This is a genomic window from Nocardioides exalbidus (assembly GCF_900105585.1).
Taxonomy (GTDB): Bacteria; Actinomycetota; Actinomycetes; order Propionibacteriales; family Nocardioidaceae; genus Nocardioides; species Nocardioides exalbidus.
Genome location: NZ_FNRT01000002.1, coordinates 2,619,807 through 2,637,500 on the forward strand (window position 1 = coordinate 2,619,807; position 17,694 = coordinate 2,637,500).

General features: G+C 71.6%; 17 protein-coding genes and 1 pseudogene. 7 read left to right on the forward strand and 11 right to left on the reverse strand.

What is annotated here, in order from left to right:
• Nucleotides 1-57 precede the first annotated feature (57 nt).
• The gene (locus tag BLV76_RS12865; protein ID WP_090969487.1) at nucleotides 58-1,011 is read right to left on the reverse strand and encodes an NAD-dependent epimerase/dehydratase family protein; all 954 of its coding nucleotides are present in this window, start codon (nucleotides 1,009-1,011) and stop codon (nucleotides 58-60) included.
• A gap of 127 nt (nucleotides 1,012-1,138) precedes the next feature.
• Between BLV76_RS12865 and BLV76_RS12870 the strand changes: the two genes are divergently transcribed.
• Entirely contained in the window at nucleotides 1,139-1,939 is an 801-nt protein-coding gene (locus BLV76_RS12870; RefSeq protein ID WP_175539668.1) for a TetR/AcrR family transcriptional regulator, read from the forward strand.
• On the opposite strand, the gene BLV76_RS12875 is transcribed toward BLV76_RS12870, so the two are convergent.
• Together BLV76_RS12875 and BLV76_RS12880 are read right to left on the reverse strand one after the other, a co-directional pair.
• Nucleotides 1,850-2,284 (reverse strand): VOC family protein, encoded by a 435-nt coding sequence (locus BLV76_RS12875; RefSeq protein WP_090969488.1) that lies wholly within the window; start codon nucleotides 2,282-2,284, stop codon nucleotides 1,850-1,852. The genes BLV76_RS12870 and BLV76_RS12875 overlap by 90 nt on opposite strands.
• A gap of 92 nt (nucleotides 2,285-2,376) precedes the next feature.
• Entirely contained in the window at nucleotides 2,377-2,880 is a 504-nt protein-coding gene (locus BLV76_RS12880; protein WP_217630331.1) for an anthrone oxygenase family protein, read from the reverse strand.
• Between the two features lie 80 nt (nucleotides 2,881-2,960).
• On the opposite strand from BLV76_RS12880, the pseudogene BLV76_RS23345 reads away from it, so the two are divergent.
• Nucleotides 2,961-3,901: pseudogene (locus tag BLV76_RS23345) on the forward strand (AraC family transcriptional regulator).
• Here BLV76_RS23345 and BLV76_RS12890 read toward each other — a convergent pair.
• The 4 genes from BLV76_RS12890 to BLV76_RS12905 form a co-directional block, all read right to left on the reverse strand.
• A complete protein-coding gene (locus tag BLV76_RS12890) occupies nucleotides 3,891-5,579 on the reverse strand; it encodes an FAD-binding dehydrogenase (RefSeq protein ID WP_090969489.1) in 1,689 nt (562 codons plus the stop codon). The pseudogene BLV76_RS23345 and the gene BLV76_RS12890 sit on opposite strands and share 11 nt — an antisense overlap.
• Entirely contained in the window at nucleotides 5,576-6,214 is a 639-nt protein-coding gene (locus BLV76_RS12895) for a TetR/AcrR family transcriptional regulator (protein WP_175539669.1), read from the reverse strand. Before BLV76_RS12895 ends, BLV76_RS12890 begins: the two co-directional genes overlap by 4 nt.
• 143 nt (nucleotides 6,215-6,357) lie before the next feature.
• Entirely contained in the window at nucleotides 6,358-8,139 is a 1,782-nt protein-coding gene (locus BLV76_RS12900; RefSeq protein WP_217630332.1) for an acetyl/propionyl/methylcrotonyl-CoA carboxylase subunit alpha, read from the reverse strand.
• 170 nt (nucleotides 8,140-8,309) lie between these two features.
• Nucleotides 8,310-10,037: an alkaline phosphatase gene (locus BLV76_RS12905; protein WP_217630333.1), complete on the reverse strand. Its 1,728-nt coding sequence runs from the start codon at nucleotides 10,035-10,037 to the stop codon at nucleotides 8,310-8,312.
• 161 nt (nucleotides 10,038-10,198) lie between these two features.
• On the opposite strand from BLV76_RS12905, the gene BLV76_RS12910 reads away from it, so the two are divergent.
• A complete protein-coding gene (locus tag BLV76_RS12910; protein WP_090969491.1) occupies nucleotides 10,199-11,398 on the forward strand; it encodes an acyl-CoA dehydrogenase family protein in 1,200 nt (399 codons plus the stop codon).
• A 24-nt stretch (nucleotides 11,399-11,422) separates the two neighbouring features.
• Here BLV76_RS12910 and BLV76_RS12915 read toward each other — a convergent pair whose 3' ends face one another.
• Nucleotides 11,423-11,758 (reverse strand): YnfA family protein, encoded by a 336-nt coding sequence (locus BLV76_RS12915; RefSeq protein WP_090969492.1) that lies wholly within the window; start codon nucleotides 11,756-11,758, stop codon nucleotides 11,423-11,425.
• Between the two features lie 84 nt (nucleotides 11,759-11,842).
• Nucleotides 11,843-12,343, reverse strand: a complete 501-nt coding sequence (locus BLV76_RS12920) for a P-loop NTPase family protein (protein ID WP_090969493.1) — start codon at nucleotides 12,341-12,343, stop codon at nucleotides 11,843-11,845.
• Nucleotides 12,344-12,405: 62 nt separating this feature from the next.
• On the opposite strand from BLV76_RS12920, the gene BLV76_RS12925 reads away from it, so the two are divergent.
• The 4 genes from BLV76_RS12925 to BLV76_RS12940 all read left to right on the forward strand — a co-directional run bounded on the left by BLV76_RS12925 (nucleotide 12,406) and on the right by BLV76_RS12940 (nucleotide 16,552).
• Complete coding sequence (locus tag BLV76_RS12925) at nucleotides 12,406-13,728, forward strand: sensor histidine kinase (protein WP_090969494.1); 1,323 nt, start codon at nucleotides 12,406-12,408, stop codon at nucleotides 13,726-13,728.
• Complete coding sequence (locus BLV76_RS12930; RefSeq protein WP_090969495.1) at nucleotides 13,725-14,393, forward strand: response regulator; 669 nt, start codon at nucleotides 13,725-13,727, stop codon at nucleotides 14,391-14,393. The genes BLV76_RS12925 and BLV76_RS12930 overlap by 4 nt, the downstream gene beginning before the upstream one ends.
• An 81-nt stretch (nucleotides 14,394-14,474) precedes the next feature.
• Nucleotides 14,475-15,356: an ABC transporter ATP-binding protein gene (locus tag BLV76_RS12935; protein ID WP_090969496.1), complete on the forward strand. Its 882-nt coding sequence runs from the start codon at nucleotides 14,475-14,477 to the stop codon at nucleotides 15,354-15,356.
• A complete protein-coding gene (locus BLV76_RS12940) occupies nucleotides 15,353-16,552 on the forward strand; it encodes an ABC transporter permease (RefSeq protein ID WP_090969497.1) in 1,200 nt (399 codons plus the stop codon). Before BLV76_RS12935 ends, BLV76_RS12940 begins: the two co-directional genes overlap by 4 nt.
• Before the next feature lie 12 nt (nucleotides 16,553-16,564).
• Here the strand turns inward: BLV76_RS12940 and BLV76_RS12945 are convergent, their stop codons facing one another.
• Nucleotides 16,565-17,029, reverse strand: coding sequence for a VTT domain-containing protein (locus BLV76_RS12945; RefSeq protein WP_175539670.1), 465 nt, complete (start codon nucleotides 17,027-17,029; stop codon nucleotides 16,565-16,567).
• Nucleotides 17,026-17,640, reverse strand: coding sequence for a CDP-alcohol phosphatidyltransferase family protein (locus BLV76_RS12950; protein WP_090972679.1), 615 nt, complete (start codon nucleotides 17,638-17,640; stop codon nucleotides 17,026-17,028). The genes BLV76_RS12945 and BLV76_RS12950 overlap by 4 nt, the downstream gene beginning before the upstream one ends.
• Nucleotides 17,641-17,694: the final 54 nt, after the last annotated feature.

Consider the following 17,694-nt stretch of genomic DNA (forward strand, 5'->3'; position numbering starts at 1 on the left):
GAACGCTATCCAGTCCGGGTGTGAGCGAGGGCACGTGTCCGTCACCCGGGCATCGCGTCATGCCGCGCTGGCATCCTGGGCGCCGTCCTGCGCGCGCCACCACGCGACCGTCGTGGTCAGCCCGTCGTCGAGGGGCGTGGGGGACAGGCCGAGGCGCTGCTCGCTGGCGCTGGAGTCCATGACGAACGGCCGGCTGAACATGTAGCCCGTCTCCGCCATCTCGCGCATCGACCGCGAGGCGAGGCCCATCGCGCTCATCACGCCGACCGGGATCGCGGACATCTTCGGGGTGCGGACGCCGGCCACCTGCGCGACCCTCGTGACCAGCTCGCGCTGGGTGAGCGCCGGCGCGGTCGGGGCGTGGAGGAAGGAGTTCCAGAGGTCCTCGCGGCCCGCGGCCGTGATCATCGCGGCGGCCAGGTCGGGGACGTAGGTGAACGAGTGCGGCTGGTCGATGCTGCCGAGGACCCGCATCGTCCTCCCCGCCAGCACGGTCGGGACCAGCCGCTCACCGGCGTGCGCCATGCGGACGGCGGGGCCGTAGAAGTCCGACGCCGCGACGCTGACCGTCGGCGTGCTCGACGCGTCACGCTGAGCGAGGAGCTCGGTGCGGATGCCGAGCTTGCCCGTCGTCGCGGTGCGCGGGGTGGCCTCGGTCATCACGCCGTCGACCTGGCCGTAGGAGTAGAGGCTCTCGGGGAAGACGACGACCGCACCGACGCGTCCGGCGGCCTCGAGCACCGCCTGCTCGGCCTTCGGCAGCTCCGCGCGCCACACCTTCGAGTCGTACGCCGACCCGTGGATGCAGTGGTGCACGGCGACCGCACCCTCGAAGGCGCTCTCGAGGGCGGACCGCTGGGAGACGTCGACCTTCCTGCGCTCGATGAGCGGGTGGACCGGGCCGCTGCCCGAGCGGGTGAGCAGCCGGACCTGGTGTCCGGCGTCGGCGAGCTGCTGGGCGACGGTCGAGCCGACGGGTCCGGCTCCGGTGACGACGTGGATGGTGTTCATGCGGATCTCCTGGTCAGAAAGTGAGAGCGGTGCTCTCGTTTCGACCATCCTGACGCGCGCACCGGTGAAAAGCAAGAGCAGCGCTCTCTTTTGTCACGCACGCTCGCAGATGTGCTTCACTGGAGGAATGATCGACACCTCCACCCCGCGCGCCCGGGCCCGCGAGCAGACGATGCGCGACATCGTGCGGATCGGTCGCGTGCACCTCGCGACCGACGGCGCTGCGGCCCTGTCGCTGCGGGCGGTCGCGCGCGACCTCGGGATCGTGTCGTCGGCCGTCTACCGCTACGTCGCGAGCCGCGACGAGCTGCTCACGCTGCTCGTCGTCGACGGCTACGACGAGCTCGGCGACGCCGTCGACGCCGCCCTCGCCTCCGTGGATCCGGCCGACTTCGCCGGTCGGATGACGGCCATCGGCCGCGCCGTCCGGGCGTGGGGCCTCGCCGAGCCGGCGACGTACGCCCTCCTCTTCGGCAGCCCCGTCCCGGGCTACGAGGCGCCCGCCGAGCAGACGACCGGCCCCGGTGTCCGCGTCGTCGGCCGTCTCGTCGAGGTCTGGGAGGACGCCTGGCAGGCGGGCGCGATCGCGGTCGCGGTCGACGAGGGTCCGCTGAAGCCTCGCCGCCTCGCCCGCGACCTCGCCCGGATCCGACGCGAGATGGGCCTGACCGTGCCCGACGCGCTGATGGCGCGCGGCTTCTTCGCGTGGGCCGCACTCTTCGGCTGCGTGACCTGGGAGGTCTTCGGGCAGTACGGCTCGGCCACCTTCGCCGACCCCGCCGACCTCTTCGAGCAGCACCTCGCGGCGCTGGTCGAATCGGTCGGCCTGGCCCAGCCGTCAGTCGCGGTGCTCGTCCCCGGCCGGTGCGGCGACGTCGAGGGCCCAGATGACGCCGAACTTGTCGCGCAGCTGGCCGGCGAGGGATGACCAGGCGGCGGGGCCGAGCGCCTGACGGACCTCGGCGCCCTCGAGGAGGCCTTCCCAGGCGCGGGTGATCTCATCGGCGTCGGTCCCGCTGAGGTAGACGTAGGAGGCGTTGGTGCCCTGGTCGTAGGGCTGGCCCGGCCACACGTCGAACGCCATCACGCGGATGCCGGAGGGCGACTGGACCTGTCCCCACACGATGCGGTCGGCCCACGCGGGGTCGTCGGTGGCGCCCATCGCGCCGTAGGTCATGGTCATGGCCTCGCTGCCGAAGGCCGTGGCGTAGAACGCCAGGGCCTCGCGGGCGTTGCCGTCGAAGTTGAGGTGGGGTGTCGTGGTGATCGTCATGGGGGTGACTCTTCCGGGGGAAGAGGTCAGTTCGTGTCCTCTACTCGACCCGATCGCAGATTCTTCGGCTGCGGGTCGCTCGGCGACCCTGATCAGCTCGTCCGCAGGGCCGCGATCCCCAGCAGCGCCAGTGCGCCCGCAGTGGTGAGGGTCCGGGCGGCGTTCAGCAGGACCCAGCGCGACTCGAAGTCCGCGCGCACCGCGGCCAGGTCCTGGATCGCGTCGACCCTGCCCGCGGCCTCGAGAGCGTCGTTGAGCGGGATGTTGCCGGCGACGGTGATCGCCACCGTGCCGACGGCGAGTGCGGTGGCGGCGATCGCCCACGGCCGGGCCTGCGGGCCTCCGAGCACGGCGACCGCCGCGGCGAGGACGGGCGCGCCCACGAAGGTCGCGACGAAGAGCGGGTTCACGATGGCGACGTTGATCTGCTGCAGCGCGCCGACGAACGTGCGGTCGTCCACGCGGGCCAGGCCCGGCATCACCCCGGTGGACCACGTGAAGTAGGTGCCGGCCTGGAGCCCGGCGACGAGGACGGCGGCGGCGAGGGCGACGGTCGACAGGAGCGACTGGGGCGGGAGGTCCTGGGTGGTGGTCATGGCACCAGTCCATCGTGCCCGGCCGAGAGTATCCATGGTTGATCCGCCGCTCTCCATACGTGAGCGTCTACATTCTCTCCATGGACGCCCTCACCGGACTGCTCGACGGTCCTCGTGCCCGGGGAGCGTTCCTGCTCCGGATCCTGCTCGACGCCCCGTGGTCGGTCCGCCTCGAGGACGAGGCGCCGCTGTCGGTGACGTCGGTGGTGCGTGGCCACCTCTGGGTGTGCCCCGACGGCGAGGAGCCGGTCCGCCTGGACGCGGGCGACGTGGTGGTGTGGGTGGGAGGTGAGCACTGGTCGATCGCCGACGACCCGGGCACCGCCACCCAGGTCGTGATCCGTCCCGGCCAGGTGTGCACCACGGTCGACGGCCACGACGTGTCGAGGAGATGAGCCAGGGAGTGCGCAGCTGGGGCAACAGTGCGGCCGGGGAGACGGTGCTTCTCACCGGCGTCTACCTGATGGAGGGCGAGGTGACGCGACGCCTGCTCCGGGCCCTGCCGCGCACGATGGTGCTGCGTGCGGACGAGCTCGACACCCCGCTGCTCGACCTGCTGGGCGAGGAGGTGGTCCGCGACGCCCCCGGCCAGGAGGCGATGCTCGACCGGTTGCTCGACCTGCTGCTGATCAGCCTCCTGCGCACCTGGTTCGCCCGGTCGCGATCCGACGCGCCGGGCTGGTACGCCGCGCAGGGCGACGCGGTCGTGGGGCCGGCGCTGCGCCTCATGCAGCACCACCCCGAGCACCCGTGGTCGGTGGTGGAGCTCGCCGATCGCTCAGGGGTGTCGCGCGCGGCCTTCGCCCGGCGCTTCACCGAGCTCGTCGGCGCCCCGCCGATGGCCTTCCTGACCGACTGGCGGATCTCCCTGGCCGCCGACCTGCTCCTCGACCCGGACGTCACCGTCGCCTCGGTCGCACGGCAGGTCGGCTACGCGACCCCGTTCGCGCTGAGCGCCGCGTTCAAGCGTGAGCGTGGTGTCAGCCCGCGCGACCACCGGAGGGCCGCGCTCAGCGCGTGAGGGCCCGGCCGACCGCGCGGCCGGAGAAGATGCAGCCGCCGAGGAAGGTCCCCTCGAGCGCGTTGTAGCCGTGGACGCCGCCCCCGCCGAAGCCGGCGACCTCGCCCGCGGCGTACAGGCCCGGGACGACGCTCCCGTCGGCGGCGATGCACCGGCCGTCGAGGTCGGTCTCGAGCCCGCCGAGGGTCTTGCGGGAGAGGATGTTGAGGCGGACGGCGATGAGCGGGCCGTGCGAGGGGTCGAGGACCTTGTGCGGCTTGGCGACCCGGATCAGCTTGTCCGTACGACTGCGGCGGGCGTTGTGGATCGCCATCACCTGGACGTCCTTGGAGAAGGCGTTGTCCATCTCGCGGTCGCGGGCGACGATCTGCCGCTCGAGGTCGTCGACGTCGAGCTTCGGGCCGCGGGCGAGCTCGTTCATCCCGGTCACCAGCTCGTCCAGGGAGTCGGCCACGACGAAGTCCACGCCGTGCTCCTTGAAGGCCTCGACCGGACCGGGCGCGCCCTTGGCGAGGCGGCTCTGCGCCAGGAACTTGAGGTCCTTGCCGGTGATGTCGGGGTTCTGCTCGGAGCCGGAGAGGGCGAACTCCTTCTCGATCATCGACTGGGTCAGGACGAACCACGAGTAGTCGTGGCCCGCGGCGAGGATCTGCTTCATCGCGCCGATCGAGTCCGCGCCGGGGACGCCGGACATGCCCTCGAGCCGCTTGCCCGTGGCGTCGAACCACATCGACGACGGGCCGGGCAGGATCCGGATGGCGTGGTCGGGCCACACCGGGTCCCAGTTGTGGATGCCCTCGACGTAGGCCCACATCCGGTCCTTGTTCACCATCGTGGCGCCGGCGGTCTCGGCGATGCCCTGCATGCGTCCGTCGACGTGCGCGGGCACGCCGGAGATCATGTGCTCCGGTGCGGCGCCCACGCGCTCGGTCGGCCAGTTGCGGCGCATCAGCTCGTGGTTGTGGCCGATGCCGCCGCTCGTCACGGCGACCGCCGCGGCGCGGAGCTCGAAGTCACCGGCCTTGTCGCGGTTGGACTTCACACCCCGGGCACTGTCGTCGTCGGCCAGGATCGTGCCGCGCACGCCGACGACCGCGCCGTCCTCGACGACCAGCTCGTCGACCTGGTGGCGGAAGGCGAAGCGTACGAGCCCGGCCGCCTCGGCCTTCTCGACCGGCTCGGCGAAGATCCGGACGACCTCGGGGCCGGTGCCCCACGTCAGGTGGAAGCGCGGGACGGAGTTGCCGTGGCCCAGGGCCCGGCCGTCGCCGCGCTCGGCCCAGCCGACGAACGGCAGCGACTTGAGGCCGAGGTCGTGGAGGTAGTCGCGCTTCTCGCGGTGGGCGAAGTCGACGTACGCCTTCGCCCACTGCCGCGGCCAGAAGTCCTCGCCGCGCCCCGGGCCGTCGGTGCCGTCGCCGAGCCGGTCGAACTGCGCGGAGCCCTGCCAGTCCTGCCACGCGAGCTCGGGGGAGTCGGTGATGCCCATCCGGCGCTGCTCGGGGCTGTCGACGAACAGGAGCCCGCCGAGCGACCACCAGGCCTGGCCGCCGAGGTTGGCGCGGTTCTCCTGGTCGAGGACGAGCACCTTCTTGCCGGCCAGGGCGAGCTCGTGGGTGGCGACGAGGCCGGCGAGGCCGGCGCCGACGACGATGACGTCGGGGTGGAAGGTGCTCATGCGTGCTGCTCCATCGGCGAGGGGTAGTGGCGGACGATCATCTCGGCGAGCAGGCGCAGTGCCCGCTCGACGGTGCGGCCCGGTGGGGCCGTCGGGTCGGGGTCGAGGGCGGAGAACGCCAGCCCGTCGAGCATGTTGACCACGATGCTGAGGACGGCGGCGAGGTCGTCGGCTCCGAGGTGCTCGCCCCACAGGTCGGCCGCGGCGGCGAGCATCTGTGCGTGGAGGGACTCCCGGGCGGGGTGGAGCGCCACCCGGAGGTCGGCGTCGGCGCGGGCCGCGACGAGCAGCTCGCGCCAGGTCTGGTTGGCGGGGGAGAGGACCGCGCGGCGGAGGTGGCCCAGGACGGCGGCGACGTCGTCGGCGGTCGCGACGGACGCACCTCCGACCGTCGTGCGGAAGGCCACGACGTTGCGGGTCGCGACGTGCTCGGCGGTCGCGACGAGCAGCGCCTGCCGCGTCGGGAAGTACCGGAACAGCGCTCCCTGGCTCACGCCCGCCTCCGCGCAGACCGCGGCGGTCGAGGTGGCGGCGTACCCCCGCTCGGTCAGGCACGCCACCGTCGCGTCGAGGAGCGCGGTGATCGTGCCTTCGCGGCGCTCGGCCTGGGTGCGCCGTTCGCGAGTCGTGGTCACCCGGCAAGTGTCACATAAAAAGTGAGTGCTTGCTATCTATGTCTGTCTGGAGTCACCGGATATCCGGTGACCGCCCCGCTTGTCACACCAGATCTCGGCCGACAAGCGGGAGACTCGGGTGCAAAGTCGGCCTCGCCGCTCGATCAGTCCTTGATCTCGCAGATCACGGCGCCGTTGGTGACTGTGGCGCCGACCTCGGCGGCGAGGCCGGTGACGGTGCCGGCCTTGTGGGCCTTGAGGGGCTGCTCCATCTTCATCGCCTCCATGACGACGATGACGTCGCCCTCAGCGACGCTCTGGCCGTCCTCGACGGAGACCTTCACGATGGTGCCCTGCATGGGGGAGGTGACGGCGTCGCCGGACGCCGCGGCGCCGGCCTTCTTCGCGGTGCGCTTGCCGGCCTTCTTGGCACCGCCGGCAGCGCCGCCGCCGGTGGAGAGCCCGCCGAGCCCAGCCGGGAGGACGACCTCGAGGCGCTTGCCGCCGACCTCGACCGTGACCTTCTGACGCTCGCCGGCCTCCTCCGCCTCGGCCGAGTCGCCGGCGTAGGGCTCGAGCTGGTTGTCGAACTCGGTCTCGATCCACTGGGTGTATACCGTGAACTCGCCCTCGCCCGACGGAGTCGAGGGGCCGACGTAGGCCGGGTCACGCACGACCGCGCGGTGGAACGGGATGACGGTCGGCATGCCGTCGACGACGAACTCGTCGAGGGCGCGGCGCGAGCGCTCGAGGGCCTGGGTGCGGGTGGTGCCGGTGACGATGAGCTTGGCGATGAGGGAGTCGAACGAGCCGGGGACGGTCTCGCCGTTCTCGTAGCCCCCGTCGAGGCGTACGCCGGGACCGGACGGCGGTGCCCACGCGGACAGGGTGCCGGGCGCGGGCATGAAGTTGCGGCCGCCGTCCTCGGCGTTGATGCGGTACTCGATGGAGTGGCCGCGGATCTCGGGGTCGCCGTAGCCGAGCTCCTCACCGGCGGCGATGCGGAACATCTCGCGGACCAGGTCGATGCCCGTGACCTCCTCGGAGACGCAGTGCTCGACCTGGAGGCGGGTGTTGACCTCGAGGAAGGAGATCGTGCCGTCCTGCGCGACGAGGAACTCGCACGTGCCGGCGCCGTAGTAGCCCGCCTCCTTGAGGATCCGCTTGGACGACTCGTAGAGCTCGTCGAGCTGCTCCTGCGACAGGAACGGCGCGGGCGCCTCCTCGACGAGCTTCTGGTTGCGGCGCTGGAGCGAGCAGTCGCGGGTGGAGACGACGACGACGTTGCCGTGCTGGTCGGCCAGGCACTGGGTCTCGACGTGGCGCGGCTTGTCGAGGAACTTCTCGACCAGGCACTCGCCGCGACCGAACGCGGTGACGGCCTCGCGGACGGCCGACTCGTAGGCGTCGGGGATCTCCTCGAGCGTGCGGGCGACCTTGAGGCCGCGGCCACCGCCACCGAAGACGGCCTTGATCGCGACCGGGAGGCCGTTGGCCTTCGCGAACTCGACGACCTCGTCGGCGCCGGCGACGGGGTCCTTGGTGCCCGGCGCGAGCGGGGCGTTGGCGCGGTCGGCGATGTGCTTGGCCTTGGCCTTGTCGCCCAGGGCCTCGATCGCGGCCGGCGGGGGACCGATCCAGATCAGGCCGGCGTCGAGCACGGCCTGCGCGAAGTCGGCGTTCTCGGCGAGGAAGCCGTAGCCGGGGTGCACGGAGTCGGCGCCGGTGTCGGTGGCGACCTTGATGATCTTGGCGATGTCGAGGTAGGACTCGGCCGGGGTGGCCCCGCCGAGGGAGTGGGCCTCGTCCGCGAGCCGCACGAACAGCGCGTCGCGGTCCGGGTCGGCGTAGACCGCGACGGAGCTGATACCGGCGTCCTTGCAGGCGCGGATGACGCGGACGGCGATCTCGCCGCGGTTGGCGATGAGGACCTTCTTCAAGCTCACGCGAGGACTCCTGGGTCAGCAGAACGGCGACGTACCGCTCGGCAGGTTACCGCGCCCCGGCCGCGGCGTGACGGGTGCCCGTTGTGACGGACAACACCCTGTCGAGACAACTGCGGCCGCGACCCCCCGGGAGGGGCCACGGCCGCAGCAGGTGGAGGTTCGGTGCCCGGTCAGCGCACGGTGAGGGTGCGCTTGACCTCGGTGCGTCCACCCGCGCCGACGGCGATGACCTTGATCTGGGCGGAGCCGCGGTCGAGCCTCGGCAGCTTCACCGAGCCACCCTTCCTCGACAGCTCACGGACGACGACGTCCTTGCCCTGCTTGATCTTGACCTTCACCGAGGTCGCGCCGTCCACGGTGACCGAGATCCAGGTCTCGGAGCCGCGAGCGACCTTCTTCGGCGACGCCAGCCAGATGGTCGGCTCCTCGACCGGGGTGCTCGTCGGGGTGCTGGTCGGCGCCGGGGTGGTCGGCGACGGCGTCGTGGTGACCGTGGTGGTGGCGGTCGCGGTGGGCTGCGTCGGCAGCGTGCTCGGCGTACGACCCATCATGGTGTTGAAGAGGTCGGTCTGGTCGATCACGCCGGTGACGTTGGCGGCCTGCGGGCCGATCGCCGCGACGCGGATCTGCGAGCCGGTGTGCGTGGCCTGCTGCGGCGGCGTGCCGGCGTACGACGACGAGTACGCGACCGTCATGGGGTCGCCGTCGGCGGTGGTGACGGTCGCCGTGGCGCTGCCGCCGAAGTTGTCCATCACGATCTGCGTCGAGTGGGCGTGGTCGCCGGTAACGATGACGAGCGTGTCGGGGTGCGCCTTCTGGTAGTCCAGCGCGGCCTTGACGGCCAGGTCGAGCTCCTCGAGCTCGCCGATCGCGCCGCAGATGTCGCGCTCGTGCTCGGCCTTGTCGACGCTCGCGCCCTCGACCTGCAGGAAGAAGCCGTTGGGGTTGTCGAGCAGCGAGATCGCCTCGGTGGTCATCGCGGCCAGCGTGGGCTGGGTGCCTCGGCTCTGCTCGACGCACGGGCCGGTGTCGGAGGTGCCGCCGTTGACCGCGAGGCGCGGGGCGTACTTGCGGGTCATGTTGCCGGGGCTGAAGAGGCCGAGGACCGGGCCGCCGGAGAGGCTGGTGACGCCGGCCAGCTCGCTGGCCGTGGTGACGGAGCGGTAGCCCCTGGTGTTCCTGGCGTAGTCGAGGACCGTCGTCGAGCTGCCCTCGAGCGTCTTGGCGTAGCGGTTCTGCCCGCCCCCGAGGAGGACGTCGACCTTGTTGTCGACGAGCTGCTCGGCGATCGAGCCGAGGCCGTTCTGCGACTTGAGCGCGGCCTGGCAGTTGGTCATCACGCTGGGGTCCTGGCAGGCGCGCGCGTTGATGTGCGACGCGGCGGCGGCCGGGGTGGCATCGGTGATCTCGGCGGTGGAGACGTCGCCGGTGAGCTTGCCCATCGCCTTGAACTTCTCGAGCACGGTCTGGTAGTTCTCACCCGGCACGGTGTCCGCGGTCGAGGGGCCCTGCGAGATGCGACCGTCGACGGTCTTCTTGCCGGTCGACCAGCCGCTGGCGGTCGGAGCGGAGTCGGAGACGTAGGCGATCGGGTACTTCGGGCCGGCGCCGACCTTGAGGCCATACGTCGTCATCGCGCCCGTGAAGGGGAGCTCGTCGAGCACGAGGCGGCCCGAGGCGCCCTTGGAGTAGTTGCGCGCAGCGGTGATCATCGAGTCGTCCATGCCGTCGCCGATGAGCAGGATCACGCTCTTGGGCCTGGCCGGGTTGATCTGCTGGGCCAGGTCTGCCGAGCGGTCCTGGGTGAATCCCATGGGTACGGCGCTCGCAGCGGCGATGCCGAGGGCGACGACGGCAGCGGTGCCGGCGGCGATGGCGGGAACGGAGAGACGCTTCACGTCCGGTGGTCCTTTCGATGTGGGCAACAGTCCGACTTTGGTCGTCCGCGGCGACCGGGGCGCGGCGGTCCGGTGACGATTGCGTGACCGTCGTACGTCGCCGAGGCGACCCTCGTGCGCAGGGTTAGCGATCGTTAACCTTTGGGGTTAGGGTGCCGAGCATGACCTTCGAGCTGTCCCCCGAGCACGAGCAGTTCCGCCGCAGCGTCCGCGACTTCGCCGAGGCCGAGATCGCCCCGCACGCCGCGCAGTGGGACCGCGACCACCACTTCCCGACCGACGTGGTCCAGAAGATGGGCGCGCTCGGGCTGATGGGGCTCACGGCGCCCGAGGAGTTCGGCGGCGCGGGGATGGCCGGCGAGGACGGCGGCTTCACGTCGCTGTGCCTGGCGATCGAGGAGATCGGCCGCGTCGACCAGTCGATGGGGATCACCCTGGAGGCCGCCGTCGGGCTCGGGATCAACCCGATCCTGACCTACGGCACCGAGGCGCAGAAGAAGGACTGGCTGCCGACCCTCGTGGCCGGCGAGCACGTCGCGGGCTTCGGGCTGACCGAGCCCGGCGCCGGCTCCGACGCGGGGGCGACGAAGACGAAGGCCGTGCTCGACGAGGGCGAGTGGGTGGTCAACGGCGCCAAGCAGTTCATCACCAACTCGGGATCGTCGATCACCTCGCTCGTCACCGTGACCGCGCGCACGGGCGAGCGGCCCGACGGCCGGCCGGAGATCTCGACCATCGTCGTCCCGTCCGACACTCCTGGCTTCGTCGCGGAGAAGGCGTACGACAAGCTCGGCTGGCACGCGTCCGACACCCACCCGCTGTCCTTCACCGACGCGCGGGTCCCCGAGGAGAACCTCCTCGGTGAGCGTGGTCGCGGCTACGCGCAGTTCCTCGCGACCCTCGACGACGGTCGGGTCGCGATCGCTGCGCTGGCGGTCGGCTGCATCCAGGCGTGCCTCGACATGTCGCTGCAGTACGCCGGCGAGCGACAGACGTTCGGCGGGCCGATCGGGCGCAAGCAGGGGCTCGCGTTCCAGGTCTCGGACCTCCAGGTCATGCTCGACGCCTCGCGCCTGCTGACCTACAAGGCCGCCGCGATGAAGGACGCGATGGACGCCGGCGCCAGCTCGGTCTCCACCGCCGCGTTCAAGCAGGCCGCTGCCGTCGCGAAGCTCTACACCACGGAGTCCGCGGTCACCGCGACGCGGATCGCGACCCAGGTCTTCGGCGGCTACGGCTTCATGGAGGAGTACCCGGTCGTCCGGTTCTACCGCGACGCCAAGGTGCTCGAGATCGGCGAGGGGACCTCGGAGGTCCAGCGGATGCTGATCGCGCGGGGGCTCGGCCTGCCGGTCGAGTGACCCAGGAGGGTCGGAGCGACCCGCCTACGCCGGCCGCGGCGCGTACATGATCACCGCGACCCCGACGAGGCAGATCAACGCGCCGGCGACGTCGTACCGGTCCGGCCGGAAGCCGTCGACGACCATGCCCCAGGCGAGCGAGCCGGCGACGAACACCCCGCCGTAGGCCGCGAGGATCCGGCCGAAGTTCGCGTCGGGCTGCAGGGTCGCGACCAGTCCGTAGACGCCGAGCGCGACGAACCCGGCGCCGATCCACAGCCAGCCGCGGTGCTCGCGCACGCCCTGCCACACCAGCCACGCACCGCCGATCTCGGCGACGGCGGCGAGCGCGAACAGGATGAGCGACTTGGCGACCGTCATGGCGGCAGTGTCGCAGCGCTGCCGCGCGGCGGAGCCATCCGGTCAGGAAGTGCTCGAGGACCAGTGGGGCCCGCGACCGGCCGGTCACCGCCGGGCGATGGCCTCGGCCGCTGCCAGGAGCGCGTCGACGACGTCCGCGAGGGGAGCGGTGGCGTCGATGGCCGTCCCGGGCGGTACGTCGTCGCCGGCGGCGTGCAGTCGCAGCACGAGCTCGCGTTGCTCCGGCGTCGATCCCCAGTCGTCGTCAGCGCGCTGGTCGAGGCGACGCACGAGGGTCGCGCGATCGACCTCCAGCACGAACACCGAGTCGAACACGTCCAGGAAGCTCGCCGCGTTGCGCGAGCCACCGCAGAAGAACGTGAGCCGCGCGCTCGTGTCGGCGGCCCGCGCTCGCACGAGGGTCGCGTCCCAGCCGTGGTTGCCGTGGATCTCGGCGGCCGTCGTCGGCGCGAGGTCGGGGGAGAGGCGGACCGCGAGGTCGGTGTCGCCGTTGACGGCGTCGTGCCCCCGCCGGCGCAGCTCGTGGCACACCGACGTCTTGCCCGTGCCCGACGCGCCCTCCACCAGGAAGTTCCACCGACCCATGCCTGCATGATCTCCCCCTCCCGACGGATCCGCGCGCGGGTGGCGCGATCTACCCTCGGCCCATGCCCCACCCGACCGCCCGCGTCCTCGAGTGGTTCGGCGTCGACGACGCCTTCGAGCGCGGGCGCCCGCCGATCGGTCGCAGCGACGTCCTCCTCGCCGTCCTCGTGGAGGCGGTCAGCCTGCTCGCCCTGGAGCTGGTCAGGAGCGCCGGAGGCTTCTCGCACACCGATGTCCCGGTCTGGGCGCAGTGGTTCGCCGTCTCGAGCGGTGCCGTGCTGCTGCTCGGCCGACGCCGCTGGCCGTTGACGGTCGCGCTGATCGCCTCCGTGCACATGTTCGTCGCGGGCGTCACGATGCCCGAGGTGATGGGTCAGGTGTCGCTGCAGATCATCTACTTCGTCGCGATCCTCAGTGGCGTCGCGTGGGCGCGCGACCGCCGCGCCATGGTGCTGGTGATGGGCCTGATCGTGCTCTTCATGTTCGCCTGGATCACCTGGCAGTTCGCCCTCGGTTCGTCCGTGCAGGACTGGCTCGACGACGAGGAGCTCTCGGAGCACATCGGCTTCTTCCCGCCCATCCCGGCGGCGATCGCGATCACGCTGCTCATCAACGTCATCTACTTCGGCGGCGCGATCATCGGCGGCGGCGTCTCGTGGCGGGCCGCACGCCAGCGCGGCCGGCTCGAGGAGCAGGCCGTCACGATCGCGGCCCAGGCCGGGCGCCTGCGCGACCAGGCGGTCGTCGACGAACGGCTCCGCATCGCCCGCGACCTCCACGACGTGGTCGCCCACGGGGTCTCCGCGATGGGGATCCAGGCGGGCGCGGCGCGACGGGTGCTCGACCGCGACCCCGACGCGGCGTGTACGGCCCTCGCGAACGTCGAGGAGGCCTCGCGCGAAGCGGTGACCCAGATGCGCCACCTCCTCGGCACGCTGCGCGAGGGCACGGCCGAGCGCACCGAGCGCACGACCGACGCCGGGGTCCGCGACCTCCCCGACCTCGTCGCCGACGTCGCCGGGCAGGGACTGGCGGTCAACCTCGACGTCGTCGAGGCGCAGGCCGACGCGGCGGGGCGGCTCTCGCGGGGGATCGGGCTGGCGGTCTACCGCACGGTCCAGGAGGCGCTGACCAACGTCCGCCGGCACTCGACCGCGGACACCGTGTCGGTCGTCGTCCGCATCGACGAGTCCCAGCCGCGGCCCTACGCCGAGGTGGAGGTCGTCGACAACGGCCGCCCGCGGCACGGTACGTCCGGCAGCGGGCTCGGCCAGCTCGGCATCCGGGAGCGCGCCGCGACGCACGGCGGACAGGTCGACATCGGGCCCCGGGTGACCGGCGGCTACCGCGTGCGGGTGCGCTACCCGCTGGCGGTGTCGCGATGAGCGACGTGCTGAGGGTCCTGCTCGTGGACGACCACGCGATGGTCCGCTCGGGCTTCGCGATGGTCCTGTCGGTCGAGGACGACATCGAGGTCGTGGGGCAGGCCGCCGACGGCCTCGACGCGATCGAGCTGGCGCGCCGGACGCGGCCCGACGTGGTGCTGATGGACGTCCAGATGCCGCGCATGGACGGCATCGAGGCCACCCGCCACCTCGTCGCCGACGACCTCGGGCACGTCGTGATCGTGACGACCTTCGACCGCGACGACTACCTCTTCGACGCGCTGCAGGCCGGAGCGAGCGGCTTCCTGCTGAAGAACGCCGGCCCGGAGCAGCTCCTCGACGCCGTACGCGCCGCCGGACGTGGGCACGCCCTGCTCGCGCCCGAGGTCACGCGGAGGGTCATCGGCCGGATGGCCGGAGAGGACGCGGCCGTCGACCGGCCGGAGCCGGCCGAGCTCGCGCACCTCACCGCTCGCGAGCGCGAGGTGCTGGTGATGCTCGCGCGGGGCCTGTCCAACGGCGAGATCGCGGCCGAGCTGGTGCTCGGGGAGGCGACGGTGAAGACCCACGTGTCCAACGTGCTCGCCAAGCTCCACCTGCGCGACCGGGTGCAGGCCGTGATCTACGCCTACGAGGCCGGCCTCGTCCTCCCGACGGAGGACTGACCCAGGAGGGTCGCACCTCCACCCCCAGGTTCCGTCGCGCGGGGGATCCCAGGAGGGTCGCCCCCGCCTAGCGTCGGAGCCATGTTGGAGATCCGAGAGCTGACCAGGCGGTTCGGCGAGAACACCGCCGTCGACCACGTGTCCTTCGAGGTGCCACCGGGGCTGATGACCGGCTTCGTCGGTGGCAACGGTGCCGGCAAGACCACGACCATGCGGATGGTCATGGGCGTGCTCGGCATCGACGAGGGCGAGGTGCTGTGGCAGGGCCGGCCGATCACCCGGCTGGACCGCCGCACGTTCGGCTACATGCCGGAGGAGCGGGGCCTCTACCCGAAGCAGCCGATCCTCGACCAGCTGGTGTACGTCGCCCAGCTCAAGGGCATGGAGCGGACCGAGGCGCGGAGCGCGGTGCAGGAGCTGCTGGAGCGGTTCGGCCTCGGCGAGCGGACCAAGGACCACCTCGAGAAGCTGTCGCTGGGCAACCAGCAGCGGGTGCAGATCATCGCCTCGGTGCTGCCGAAGCCGGCCGCCCTGATCCTCGACGAGCCGTTCTCCGGCCTGGACCCGCTGGCCGTCGACTCGATGGTCGACCTGCTGCGGGAGTACACCCGCGACGGTGTGCCGGTCCTCTTCTCCAGCCACCAGCTCGACCTCGTCGAGCGACTGTGCGACCGCCTGGTCGTGCTGTCCCAGGGACGCCGGGTCGCCGCCGGGACCGTGTCGGAGCTGCGCGACGCGGGGGTGCCGCGCTTCCGACTGGTCCTCGGCGGCGACGCCGGTTGGGTCCGCGACCTGGGCGGGCTCGACGTGCTCGACCTCGACGGCTCCAGCGTCCTGGTCGAGGTGGCCGAGGACGGGGCCGAGCAGCACCTCATCGCCGAGGCCACGAGCCGCGGCGCCGTCCACGAGTTCGTCCGGGTCCGCCCGGCCCTCAGCGAGATCTACCGGGAGGCCACCGCATGAGCACCACCGACACCAATCGTGACCGCCAGACCGGGGAGCCGGGCTGGCTCCTCGTCACCCGCCGCGAGGTCGTCTCGCGGATCACCGACAAGTCCTTCCTCATCGGCACGGCGCTGATGGTCGTGATGCTCGTCGGGTTCATCGGCTTCACCGCCTGGCAGGACGAGCGCACCAGCGACTACGACCTCGCCGCGACACCGGACGCGGTCGCGATGGCGACCGCCGTCGCCGACAACGCCTCGGCGATCGACGACAAGGTCAGCGTGAAGCTGGTCGAGGTCGCCGACGAGGACGCCGCCAAGGCCGCGCTGCGCGACGAGGACGTCGACGCCTGGCTCCACCCGACCGACGACGGCTGGCAGCTGACGTCCGAGTCGAGCGAGCAGGACTCCCTGACCACGGTCGTCGAGGGCGTCGTACGCCAGCAGGTGCTCACCGAGAACGCCACGGCCGCCGGTTCGTCGGTCGAGCAGCTCGAGGCGGGCAGCACCGTCAGCACCGACTTCCTGCGCGGCGACGCCGAGAGGGCGAGCGTGGCGGAGGCCGTGGGCTTCGTCTTCGTCTTCCTGTTCTACTTCGCCGCGCTGATCTTCGGCATGCAGCTCGCGTCGTCGGTCATCGAGGAGAAGCAGAGCCGGATCGTCGAGATCATCGCCGCCGCGATCCCGCTGCGGCACCTCCTCGCCGGGAAGGTCCTCGGCAACACCGCGCTCGCGGTCGTGCAGCTGCTCGTCTACGTCGCGGTGGGACTCGTCGGCCTGAGCTTCACGTCGTACAAGTCCTACGTGCCCGCGCTGTCGGGGCCGACCGTGTGGTTCATCGCGTTCTTCCTCGCCGGGTTCGTGGCGCTGGCGTGCCTCTGGGCGGTCGCCGGGTCGCTGGCCTCGCGCACCGAGGACCTGCAGGCGACCTCGACGCCGCTGACGATGCTGATGCTGGCGATGTTCTTCGGCGGCCTCTCGCTCGACGGACGCGGCCAGGTGATCGCGTCGTTCATCCCGCCGGTCTCGGCGGTCGTGATGCCGAAGCGGATCCTCGCCGGGGGTGTCGACTGGTGGGAGCCGCTGGTCGCGCTGGGCCTGCTGGCCGTCTTCGCCGCGATCACCGTGATGGTCGGCGAGCGGCTCTACCGCCGGGCGCTGCTCCAGACGGGCGGCCGGGTCACGCTGCGGCAGGCGTGGTCGAGCGCGGAGTAGGTCAGGAGTAGGTCAGGAGAGCCAGCCGAAGAGCGACGAGGCTCCGAAGACGACCACCCAGAAGCGCAGTCCGCGTCCGAGGGTGCCGGTGACGAGGAAGATCCACATCGGCACCCGCAGGATCCCGGCGAGCACGGCCGTCACGGCGTAGGGCGGGAAGCCGCTGAACGCCGAGACGAAGAGGAGGCCGGCCGTGAACCACGGCCGGCCTTCTGCGCGCTCGTGCCACTTGTCGAGCGACGCCTTGGCCGCCGGCTTCTGCAGCTGCCGGTTGACCCAGGGTGCGCGCTCGACGTGGGTGCCGCCCCAGTACCAGAGGATCTTGCCGAGCATCTGGCCGATCGTCGCGGCGATGACCAGCGCCCACTCGTGGCCGGGGGCCTGGCTGACCGCCCCGGTCAGGATGATCTCGATGTTGATCAGCGGGAGGAGGGCAGAGCCGATCGACGCGCCCAGGACGCTCCAGAACAGCGTCAACCGCGGGCTCCCGGTACGGGCAGCCCGATCCGCACCAACCGGTGCAGCGAGACGCACTTCAGCACCAGGAGCGCGGTCGCGATCACCAGGCCGACCCACATCCAGCCGGTCACGAGCAGCAGCACGGCGAACAGTGCGCTGTTGACCGCCTTGGCGGGCTTTGACCAGTTCCACAGCCAGATCGGCCGGTCGATCACGAAGAAGTAATTGGGGCTGCGCACCGGCCACGCGAGGAACGCGATCGACAGGAAGCAGTCGACCACCATGAACTCGGCGAGGTAGACGAAGATCGCCGGTGAGAGGTCGGGCTGGAGCCACGCCAGGCCGATGTAGAACGCGGCCGCGTTGAGCCGGTCGCACATGATGTCGAGCACCGCGCCGATCCGGGTCTCGCAGTCGCGCACGCGCGCGTAGAAACCGTCGAGCATGTCGCCGAGCCAGTAGACGACGAGCGCGACCACCAGCAGGGTCAGGCTCTCCTGGTGGGCAGCGGTGGCGGCGAGGACGACCGAGGCGATCGTGCGGACCGCGGTGATGACGGTCGCGCCGGTCAGGAGCCGCTCGTCGCGGACGCCGTAGCGGTCGTCGGGATCAGGGTCCGGCTGTGCCACGACCTGCTTCGACGCCACTCCCGACCCGCTCCCCACGGTCCGGAATGCTATCGG